General features: G+C 43.3%; 10 protein-coding genes. 2 read left to right on the plus strand and 8 right to left on the minus strand.

The window, feature by feature from the left end; genetic code table 11:
- Nucleotides 1-30 precede the first annotated feature (30 nt).
- The gene (locus B2248_RS08400) at nucleotides 31-354 is read right to left on the minus strand and encodes a hypothetical protein (protein ID WP_007144894.1); all 324 of its coding nucleotides are present in this window, start codon (nucleotides 352-354) and stop codon (nucleotides 31-33) included.
- Between the two features lie 107 nt (nucleotides 355-461).
- Here B2248_RS08400 and B2248_RS08405 point away from each other — a divergent pair, with 107 nt between their 5' ends.
- Nucleotides 462-1,061 (plus strand): RNA polymerase sigma factor, encoded by a 600-nt coding sequence (locus B2248_RS08405; protein WP_273271181.1) that lies wholly within the window; start codon nucleotides 462-464, stop codon nucleotides 1,059-1,061.
- Nucleotides 1,062-1,065: 4 nt separating this feature from the next.
- A complete protein-coding gene (locus B2248_RS08410) occupies nucleotides 1,066-1,308 on the plus strand; it encodes a hypothetical protein (protein ID WP_273180643.1) in 243 nt (80 codons plus the stop codon).
- Between the two features lie 19 nt (nucleotides 1,309-1,327).
- On the opposite strand, the gene B2248_RS08415 is transcribed toward B2248_RS08410, so the two are convergent.
- From B2248_RS08415 to gyrA, 7 genes are all read right to left on the minus strand, one after another.
- A complete protein-coding gene (locus B2248_RS08415) occupies nucleotides 1,328-1,585 on the minus strand; it encodes a DUF1244 domain-containing protein (RefSeq protein WP_273180645.1) in 258 nt (85 codons plus the stop codon).
- Nucleotides 1,563-3,590, minus strand: coding sequence for an ABC transporter ATP-binding protein (locus B2248_RS08420; RefSeq protein WP_273180648.1), 2,028 nt, complete (start codon nucleotides 3,588-3,590; stop codon nucleotides 1,563-1,565). Before B2248_RS08420 ends, B2248_RS08415 begins: the two co-directional genes overlap by 23 nt.
- Nucleotides 3,587-4,999 carry an ABC transporter permease gene (locus tag B2248_RS08425; protein ID WP_273180650.1) on the minus strand — a complete coding sequence of 471 codons (1,413 nt, stop codon included), beginning with the start codon at nucleotides 4,997-4,999 and terminating at the stop codon, nucleotides 3,587-3,589. The genes B2248_RS08420 and B2248_RS08425 overlap by 4 nt, the downstream gene beginning before the upstream one ends.
- A 13-nt stretch (nucleotides 5,000-5,012) precedes the next feature.
- Nucleotides 5,013-5,972, minus strand: coding sequence for a 4-hydroxy-3-methylbut-2-enyl diphosphate reductase (gene ispH / locus B2248_RS08430; protein WP_273180653.1), 960 nt, complete (start codon nucleotides 5,970-5,972; stop codon nucleotides 5,013-5,015).
- A complete protein-coding gene (pheA, locus tag B2248_RS08435; RefSeq protein WP_273180655.1) occupies nucleotides 5,969-7,057 on the minus strand; it encodes a prephenate dehydratase in 1,089 nt (362 codons plus the stop codon). Before pheA ends, ispH begins: the two co-directional genes overlap by 4 nt.
- A 9-nt stretch (nucleotides 7,058-7,066) precedes the next feature.
- Nucleotides 7,067-8,113 (minus strand): 3-phosphoserine/phosphohydroxythreonine transaminase, encoded by a 1,047-nt coding sequence (serC, locus tag B2248_RS08440; protein ID WP_007144886.1) that lies wholly within the window; start codon nucleotides 8,111-8,113, stop codon nucleotides 7,067-7,069.
- Between the two features lie 35 nt (nucleotides 8,114-8,148).
- On the minus strand, nucleotides 8,149-10,297 hold a 2,149-nt coding region (gene gyrA / locus B2248_RS08445; protein WP_286722774.1), incomplete at its 5' end, for a DNA gyrase subunit A.

Raw genomic sequence — 10,297 nt, forward strand, 5'->3', positions numbered from 1 at the left:
ATGAGCCCTTATTTGACCTTTCAGCGTACTTTATTTATTACCACCACAGCTTGCTTCATGGGCTTTTTTCTCAGCGCCACATTTTGCTTCTTCGGCTTTTTTCTCTGCACCGCATTTACCTTCTTCAGCTTTTTTCTCAGCGCCGCATTTAGCTTCTTCAGCTTTTTTCTCAGCACCACATTTCGCTTCACCACATTTACCTTCTTCAGCATGGTGTTCAGCAAGCTGCATATAGCCACTCGACAATTCGGTCGACGCAAATGGGTTATTACCTGCACTGGCCATTGATGGTGCCATCGCTAAACCTGCTGCAAATGATGCAATAGCGATTGATGATTTATTTAATGTTGCCATGATGATTACTTCCTTCTATTGTTGTTAAAATTCCAACGGGCTTTCATCCCGTCTTGCATAGTAGACGAGCCTCACAAAGGATTGTTACAAACAAAATGAAAAAAAATGTGAAGCTGAGTCCAGTCGATGAACACAGCTTAATTCAGCAATTAATTAATGGCGATGCAAAAGCGTTTGATTATGTTGTATCGCAATACCATAGTCTGATGTTGACGGTAGCCAGAGCCATTGTAGGTGAAGCATTTGCTGATGAAATTGTTCAGGATGCCTGGTTGTCCGCCATCAAAGCATTACCTAACTTTGAGGGTCGCTCAAGCCTGAAAACCTGGTTATTACAAATCACCAGTAACGGCGCTAAGACCCGCTTTAAACGCGAGCAACGCCAAGTTTCGCTTGATGACGGCTGGGAGTCTGTTTCACATGACAAATTTGATGAACGTGGACATCGTTTAGATGACGTCTTACCCTGGGATGAAGACACGCCAGACGCCTTATTAGAAAATGAACAGCTTCGAATTATTATCGAGACAAGCTTTCGCCAGCTACCTGCCAATCAGCGTGCTATGTTAACTATGTATGATATGGAAGGGTTAGAAATGTCAGAGATTTGTAACATTCTTGATATTAGTTCGTCTAATGCTAGAGTGCTTTTACACCGGGCACGCACTACATTGCATCACAAAATTGAAGAGTACCGAGGACTATAAGCAGATGTTTCAATGTAAAGATGTAGCAGAAGAAGCCAGCAACTATCTTGAAGGAGATCTGCCTTTGAGAAAACGTATCGGTTTATTTCTACATTTGGTTATCTGTAGCTGCTGCCGTAATTATTTACAGCAGATTCGCCAGACGATTAATACCATTACTACTATTCATCCAACAGAGGAGCATCACACAGATACCAAGGCGTTAGCAGAAAAGCTGCGAGCTCTGTCTGATTCAGAATCCAGATGAGCTCACAGGATTTAACCCCTTACTGTTTTGGTCCAGTCTGATACTTGTCTTTCCATTCACTGTAAGGCATTCCATAGACATGTTCACGCGCTTTTTCGTAATCCATATCAATTTGTTTTTCTTCTGCTGCAGCTAAATACCACTTTGATAAACAATTACGACAGAAGCCTGCCAAATTCATTAAATCAATATTCTGAACATCGGTGTTTTCTCGTAAATGTTCAAGTAAACGTCTGAACGCTGCTGCTTCCAGTTCAGTTTGTGTTTGTTGATCCATAATTTTCCTCAAATAAAAAACATTTCACATTATGTGTTGGGCTCAGTAATGTCGTGTCAGGGTATTGCTCTAAGCACACGGGCATCACATGTGGACAGCGCTGATGAAAGTGGCAGCCTTTCGGTGGATTGGCTGGTGAAGGAAGTTCACCTTCCAGTTTTTGTTTATTCAGATGAGTGTCCGCCGCAATTTTAGGTACTGCCGCAAGCAATGCTTGGGTGTAAGGATGTTTTGGGCTATTTAACACTTCCTCACGAGTACCCTGCTCAACAATTCGCCCCAAGTACATAACCGCAACACGATGAGCTAAATAGTCGACCACACTAATATTGTGAGTAATAAACAAGAAAGATAGGCCGAACTCATGTTGAATATCACGCAGTAAATTTAAAATCTGTGCCTGTACAGATACATCTAAGGCACTGGTGGGCTCATCACAAATAATTAAATCTGGCTCAGCAGCCAGAGCCCGGGCAATACAAATACGCTGGCGTTGTCCGCCGGAAAATTCGTGTGGATAGCGGTGTTTTATATCTGCACGTAAACCTACCCTCGTTAATAATTCATCCACTTTTGCCTCTTGTGCGGCGGAATCTTTCATCTTCGAAGTCAGCATCCCTTCTCTAATGACATGACTAATAGTCATTCGTGGATTCATCGAAGCAAAGGGATCCTGAAAAATAATTTGCATGGATGCACGAACTGAACGTAAAGCGCGGTTCGATAAACGGTTCAGTTTTTGTCCCTGAAAAATAACGTTGCCTAAAGTCACGGGGACAAGCTGTAAAATCCCTTTACCCACTGTTGTTTTACCACAACCAGACTCACCTACCAGAGCAAGTGTTTCAGCTGAACGCAGCTCCAATGTAATATCATCAACAGCCTTAACCACACCAACAGTGCGTTGAAAAAGCCCCTTTTTGATGGGAAAGTGCACTTTTAATTGATTGACCTGTAAAAGGGCATTATTCGCTGGTACAACTTCAGATAATCGTGAGCTAAATACCTGCTTTTGAGATTGGATATGTTCAGCATCCACATCAGGATCATACAAATGACAACGTACACCGTGATCGTTATTGTTAATCCAGCGAGGTTCAGCGTCTTCACAATGTTGCCAGGCTAAGTCACAACGCTCAGCAAAGCGACAAGCCTTAAACTGCCGATTCAATGCTGGCACACTGCCTTTAATAACCGTCAACTTTTCTTCACGTTTCTGTTCAGAAGGTAAGGCTTCAAACAGTTTCTGAGTATATGGATGTTGGGTATTATTAAAAAATTGCTCTCGGCTAGCCGACTCAACAATTTGTCCGGCATACATCACCGCGACATGATCCGCCATTTGTGCAACAACCCCCAGGTCATGGGTGATTAATAAAATAGCCATTCCCGTCTTTTGTTGAATCTCTTTTAACAAGTCGAGAATTTGCGCCTGAATGGTGACATCCAAGGCGGTAGTTGGCTCATCAGCAATCAGTAATTCAGGCTCGCCTGCCAAGGCCATGGCAATCATCACGCGTTGTTTCATACCGCCTGATAGTTGATGGGGGTAAGCATTTATTCGTTCAGTAGGGTCAGGAATACCAACAGCGTGAAGTAATTCGAGTGTTCGCGTATAGATCGCTTTTTTATCCAGCTTGAAGTGCCATTGAAACACCTCAGCAATCTGTTGTCCCACTGTCAGCACCGGATTCAATGAACTCTGTGGTTCCTGAAATATCATAGCAACCCGACGGCCACGAATTTTTTCCATTTCTGCTTCAGATAAAGACAGAATTTCCTCTCCGGCTAACGTGACTTCGCCTGAAACAATATGACTTGCTGGGTATGGGTTCAGCCTTAAAAGTGATAAGGCTGTCATCGATTTTCCACAACCAGACTCACCTAGTAAGGCAAAGGTCTGGCCTTTTTCAATACAGAATTCGATGCCATCTACCGCTCGGTAGGGCTCGCTATTATCACCAAACCAGGTTCTTAAACCTTTCACTTCCAATAGCGTGCTCATCTTGCCTCCTGCATTCTGGGATCGAAGGCATCACGAACAACATCAGCGAATAAATTAGCTGCCAGAACCAGCACAAACATAGAAATGAACGCAGCAGTTAAAGACCACCAAACCACGGGTTCCCGTGCCATTTCAAGCCGTGCACTATTAATCATATTGCCCCAGCTAATCATCGAAGGATCCACACCAACACCGACATAGGACAACACAGCTTCGGCCAGAACCAAACCACTAAAGTCGAGTACAACCGCAATAAGTACCAAATGCATCAGATTAGGCAAAATATGTTTATGTAAAATACTGAAACTGCCTGCACCCAACGCACGTGAAGCCATCACATATTCCGCTTCCCGTAACTTCAGGGTTTCAGCCCTCAGGATTCGACATAACCCCGTCCAACTGGTCATCCCCAAAATAATACATAAAAATAAAAGCCTGATATCTGCACGCTCAGCAATCGTTTTAAAATTCTCAGGATGATTATTCATGTAAACCTGCAGAATTAAAACGGCTGCGGCAATCAACAATACACCCGGAATCGAATTTAAGGTTGTATAGATATACTGAATGACATCGTCTATCCAGCCTCTAAAATAACCTGCCGCAATACCCAACATAATCGCCATCGGCAGCATAACCAGGGTGGTTAAGGTACCAATCACTAAACCTGTGCGAACACTTTTCAGGGATTGATATAACACATCCTGCCCCACCTTATCGGTGCCGAATACGTGATAATTTTGACTGAGGAAAGCGAGATTAAGGACAACAAAAAGAAGACAAAAAGCAGTGAAATAGAAAGTATAGAGTGGATAGTGAGATTGATTAAGAAAGATACGTTTAAACTGGCGAGGGAACTGATTCGGCTTCGCTCGCGAGGCAACAGCCACATGACAAATATACATCAGAAACAGTAACAACAAGCTCAGCAGACTGGCTTTTAAAACCGTTTGGTAAATATCTGCTTTTTTATCCCCTGCTTGAGCAAGATGTGCTGCGCCGTATTTCAGTTTTGGGTAATCATATTTAATCGAGCCGTCATTCATTGTCTGTATTTCTTTAACAAACAGTCGATCTGAAAACGGCGCGGAATAGGTTTTTTCCATTTGCTGTTTAAGTGGTAAAACCAACCAATCAAATACACTCAACACTTCTGAGGAATAATATGTTTGTTGTGAAGGTTCTGTAGATTCCATGGCGGGGCGATAATGCAAAGAATCCAGTAGTCCGATAACCACGTAGCAGGACAGAATCATCACGGAGATCATACCCCGTTTTCGCATTATTACTGATTTCCAAGGCGAAGACAGATGAGGACGTCTTCTTATATAGATGACTGCTGCCACAATTATTGTGAGGAGCAAGAAGATTAAAATATCTGTCCAAAGAAATACGGGCAAAAACGACATGGTCAGCCTTGTTTTATTTTTTCAGACTTGATGTATCAATCTTTAGTTCTCTGGGTAATGAGAACTCAATGTTCTCTTTTAAACCGTCATCTTCGTATGACGAATCAACACCTAAGTCACGTAGTTTTTCAACGACTTGGTTGACTAATATCTCTGGTGCTGAAGCACCAGCAGTCAGACCAATTCGATTTTTGTTTTCAAGCCATTGTGGATCTATTTGCTCTGCATTGTCTATTAAATATGCTGGCGTCCCCAATTTCTCTGATAATTCACGCAAACGATTGGAGTTAGAACTGTTCACGGAGCCTACTACTAATACCAGGTCACATTCATTCGCCAGTTTTTTTACAGCATCCTGTCTGTTTTGCGTGGCATAACAAATATCATCTTTGCTTGGGCCAATAATGTCGGGAAAATGCTCACGTAATGCATCAATTACCACGGATGTGTCATCAACAGAAAGGGTTGTTTGGGTAACAAAGGCCAATCGCTGTGGATTTTTCACTTTGAGATTAGCGACATCTTCTGGAGATTCGACTAAATACATTCCACCTTCTGTCGAAGTATATTGCCCCATTGTGCCTTCCACTTCTGGATGTCCGGCATGCCCAATCAGAATACATTCCATATTCTGTTTCTCATAGCGAGAGACTTCCATATGTACTTTAGTCACCAATGGACAAGTGGCATCGAATACTTTTAAGTCCCTTTTGCGGCCTTCACTCTGAACTTTTTTAGATACACCATGTGCACTGAAAATCAGCGTATTTCCATCAGGTACTTCGTCGACTTCTTCAACGAAAATAGCGCCTTTATCTCGTAGTCCGTCAACAACAAAGCGATTATGAACTACCTCATGGCGTACATAAACGGGCGCACCAAACAATTCCAGTGCACGTTCAACAATATCGATTGCACGATCAACACCCGCACAAAAACCTCGTGGATTCGCCAAAATGAGTTCTTTACTCATAAAACTGCCTTTGGATAAGAACCTAATATACGAAACATAGAAGACTCGTTTTCTAATAGAGAGAGTGCAGATGCTACAGCCGGTTCGTCAATGTGCCCTTCAATATCGATAAAAAACACATATTCCCAAATCCCCTTTCTGGATGGTCTGGACTCAATTCTGGTCATACTGATACTGTTATCAGCCAGCGGTTTTAACAAGGTTTGTAAAGCACCAGGTTTGTTTTTTGTTGCAACCAATAACGCGGTTTTGTCCACACCAGATGGGCCAACATTCTGTGTGCCAATCACTAAAAAGCGCGTAGTGTTATCCACTTCATCTTCAATATTTCTGGCTAAGATGGATAAGCCATAAATATCAGCTGCCCGATTGGCCGCAATGGCTGCACTGTTTTGAGGTTCTGCTGCGACACGTTTAGCGGCTTCGGAATTACTGTTAAGCGGAACCAATTCCGCTTGCGGAAGCTGTTCCATCAACCATTGTCGACACTGCGCTATGGCTTGTGGATGTGCATAGACTTTGCTGATATCTTCCAGGTTTTTCTCTTTACTTAACAAATAATGATGAATACGAAGGGTCACCTCACCATTAATTTTCAAAGGCGACGAGATAAACCGATCTAAAGTATGCGAAACCATTCCTTCCGTTGAGTTTTCTACAGGAACAACACCGTAACAAGCATGTGATGTCTCAACGGCATGGAAAACATCAGCAATCGTAGTCATCGGATGTAGCTCAACACTACCACCAAACTGCTTTTGTGCTGCCGCTTGAGTAAAAGAGCCTTCCGGACCGAGATACGCAACCTGCAAAGGTTTTTCTGCAGCCAGACAGGCGGACATAATTTCACGAAATAATCGTGCCACTTCTGCTGATGCCAGAGGCCCTTGATTTCGCTCCATCACTGTTCTGAGCACCATCGCTTCACGCTCAGGACGATAAAAGTCAGCCTGCTCACCACTATCCATTTTTATTCGAGCCACTTCCTGCGCCATCGCGGCTCTGTCATTCAACAGTTGTTGAATTTTTAAATCGATATCATCAATTTTTTGACGAATATTGGCTAAGGCTTCTTTTTCATTCATTGGCAGCAGTTACCCGTTTTTACGCTCAAACTCATTCATAAAATTGATAAGTGCATCAACACCATCTTCTGGCATCGCATTATAAATGCTGGCTCGCATGCCACCTAAATCACGATGGCCTTTGAGCGTCAATAAATTCTGTTCAGCGGCTTGCTGAAGGAATTGTTTATCAAGCTTATCATCAGCCAGCGTAAACGGTACATTCATCCAAGAACGATAACGAATATCAACCGGATTACTATAAAAATCACTGCCATCAATGGCGGCATAAAGCTTGGCTGCTTTGCGTTGATTTAACTCTGCCATGGCCTCTAACCCACCTTGTTGTTTTAGCCAGTCAAAGACCAAGCCAGCCAGATACCAACTATAGGTGGCAGGTGTATTAAACATCGATCCATTATCGGCATGGGTTTTATAGTTCAGCATAGTCGGTGTACCCGGCAATACATCACCTAGTAAGTCCTTACGGATAATGACGATACATAAGCCTGCAGGACCGATATTTTTCTGAGCACCAGCGTAAATCATGCCGAATTTAGATACATCAATCGGACGAGACAAAATCGTCGAGGATAAATCGGCTACAAGTGGAATATCACCTACATCCGGTATGTCAGCAAACTCAAGGCCATGAATGGTTTCATTGGGCGTGTAATGCACATAAGCAGCATCGTTTGATAATGACCATTGTTCAGGATCAGCAATCGTAGTGAAATGGTTTGCCGTAGAGTCGGTAACAATATTCACCTGACAAAATTGTTTAGCTTCCGCTATGGCTTTTGTAGACCAGGCGCCGGTATTGAGATAGTCAGCTGTTTTTTTGCCGCGGAGCAAATTCATCGGAATCATAGGGAATTGAAGTGAAGCACCGCCCTGTAAAAACAGCACGGCATAATCATCAGAAATACCCATTAATTCACGCAGATCGGCTTCTGCTTTTTCAGCGATTTTTGTATATTCCGGTCCGCGATGGCTCATTTCCATCACCGACATACCGGTCCCATTCCAATCAAGCATTTCCTGCTGTGCTTTTTGCATGACAGCATCAGGCAACATCGCAGGACCAGCACTAAAGTTATACGCTCTCAAATTTATTCTTCTATCGTTTCGTCAGTATCATCAGCATTGTCGATCGCTAAATCGACATCTTCGTCTTCATCTTCGATAACACGTTCAAGACCAACTAGTTTCTCACCATTACTGAGATTAATTAATCTGACACCCTGTGTGTTACGGCCAACCAAAGAAACATCCTTAACCGGAGTTCTCACTAGCGTGCCACCGTTGGTAATCAGCATAATCTGATTCTCATCACAGACTTGCACCGCGCCCACAACGTTACCGTTACGCGCCGACGTTTGAATTGAGATAATGCCTTGTCCACCACGACCCTGAACACGGTATTCAGCAAGATTAGTACGTTTACCGTAACCAAACTCTGTCGCTGTTAAGATAGCACCCTCTTCTTCAGCAATAATCAGAGAAATAATTTTCTCATCTTCCGCTATGCGCATACCGCGGACACCACGCGAAACACGCCCCATGGAGCGAACATCTGTTTCAGCAAAACGGATAACTTTACCGGTATTGCTGAATAACATGACATCAGAATGACCATCGGTAACCGCCACATCAATTAGCTGGTCGCCTTCTTTCAGGTCAACCGCAATAATACCGTTAGCCCGAGGACGGGAGTAATCGACTAATGGCGTTTTCTTGACCGTACCAGAGGCCGTTGCCATAAAGATGAACTTATCGGCTTCAAATTCACGAATCGGCAATACCGCATTAATTTTTTCACCTTCTTCTAATGGCAATAGATTAATGATAGGTTTGCCTCGCGAGGCACGGCTACCCTGAGGTAGTTCATACACTTTTTTCCAGTAGACCTTACCGGCGCTAGAGAAACATAGAAGTGTATCGTGTGTGTTAGCAATAAACAGATGTTCGATAAAGTCTTCATCTTTCATTGCTGTTGCTGCTTTGCCTTTACCACCGCGTTTTTGTGCCTGATAGGTATCAAGCTGCTGTGTTTTGGCATAGCCAGCATGTGACAACGTCACCACCATTTCTTCTTCGGTAATCAAATCTTCCAGTGTTAAATCAAGATGATTTGCGAGAATTTCTGTACGACGTTCATCACCGTATTCTGCATTAATCGCCACTAACTCTTCACGAATCACTGCCATCAAATTATCTGGGTCGCTCAAAATCGCTAATAATTCAGCAATCACATCCAGAACTTCACGGTACTCTTGCAGAATTTTGTCTTGTTCCAGACCTGTCAGACGATGCAAACGCATATCAAGAATAGCTTGTGCCTGCACCGGAGACAGATAATAAAGATTATCAACTAAGCCAAATTCATCTGCTAAGTCTTCCGGACGAGATGCCGCTGCGCCTGCCGCACCCAGCATTTCCAGAATCATGCCTGATGCCCAGCCCTTAGACACTAAAGCTTCTTTCGCCTCAGCCGGGTTTGGAGAAGCTTTAATCAGTTCGATAACTTCATCGATATTGGCTAAAGCTGTCGCTAAACCTTCTAATACATGAGCACGTTCACGTGCTTTTCTTAGATCGTAAATCGAACGACGTGTTACGACTTCTCTACGATGGCGAATAAAGGCATCTAAAATTTCTTTCAGATTTAGCGTACGCGGCTGACCATCAACAATCGCCACCATGTTGATACCAAATACCGTTTGCATCTGCGTTTGCTGATACAAATTATTCAGTACAACTTCAGGCACTTCACCGCGTTTCAGTACAATCACCATACGCATACCGTCTTTATCCGACTCATCACGTAAGGCAGAAATACCCTCTATTTTTTTATCTTTAACAAGCTCGGCAATTTTTTCTAACAAGCGTGCTTTATTGACCTGATACGGCAGTTCTTTAACAACAATACTCTGCTGACCAGTGGCTTCATTCGTTTCGATGTCGGCGCGGGCGCGGATGTGAACACGGCCACGGCCTGTTTGGTAGGCTTCTGCAATACCACGTGCGCCATTGATAATGCCTGATGTCGGGAAATCAGGTCCTGGCACATATTCCATTAATTCATGTGTAGTGACATCAGGATTATCAATAATCGCGATACAGGCATTAAGGATTTCAGTGAGGTTATGTGGCGGGATATTGGTCGCCATACCCACCGCAATACCTGATGATCCATTAACTAATAAAGCAGGGATTTTTGTAGGTAATACCGCAGGTTCAGATTCTGACTCATCATAG

Origin of the sequence: Methylophaga sp. UBA2012 (genome assembly GCF_002335235.1) — a bacterium.
In the GTDB taxonomy this organism is placed as follows: domain Bacteria; phylum Pseudomonadota; class Gammaproteobacteria; order Nitrosococcales; family Methylophagaceae; genus Methylophaga; species Methylophaga thalassica.

What these genes read in the sequence shown, in the direction of transcription:
- B2248_RS08400 (WP_007144894.1), bottom strand. Translation starts at nt 354, where the DNA reads ATGGCAACATTAAATAAATCATCAATCGCTATTGCATCATTTGCAGCA.
- B2248_RS08410 (WP_273180643.1), top strand. Translation starts at nt 1,066, where the DNA reads ATGTTTCAATGTAAAGATGTAGCAGAAGAAGCCAGCAACTATCTTGAA.
- B2248_RS08415 (WP_273180645.1), bottom strand. Translation starts at nt 1,585, where the DNA reads ATGGATCAACAAACACAAACTGAACTGGAAGCAGCAGCGTTCAGACGT.
- B2248_RS08420 (WP_273180648.1), bottom strand. Translation starts at nt 3,590, where the DNA reads ATGAGCACGCTATTGGAAGTGAAAGGTTTAAGAACCTGGTTTGGTGAT.
- B2248_RS08425 (WP_273180650.1), bottom strand. Translation starts at nt 4,999, where the DNA reads ATGTCGTTTTTGCCCGTATTTCTTTGGACAGATATTTTAATCTTCTTG.
- ispH (WP_273180653.1), bottom strand. Translation starts at nt 5,972, where the DNA reads ATGAGTAAAGAACTCATTTTGGCGAATCCACGAGGTTTTTGTGCGGGT.
- pheA (WP_273180655.1), bottom strand. Translation starts at nt 7,057, where the DNA reads ATGAATGAAAAAGAAGCCTTAGCCAATATTCGTCAAAAAATTGATGAT.
- serC (WP_007144886.1), bottom strand. Translation starts at nt 8,113, where the DNA reads ATGTTGCCTGATGCTGTCATGCAAAAAGCACAGCAGGAAATGCTTGAT.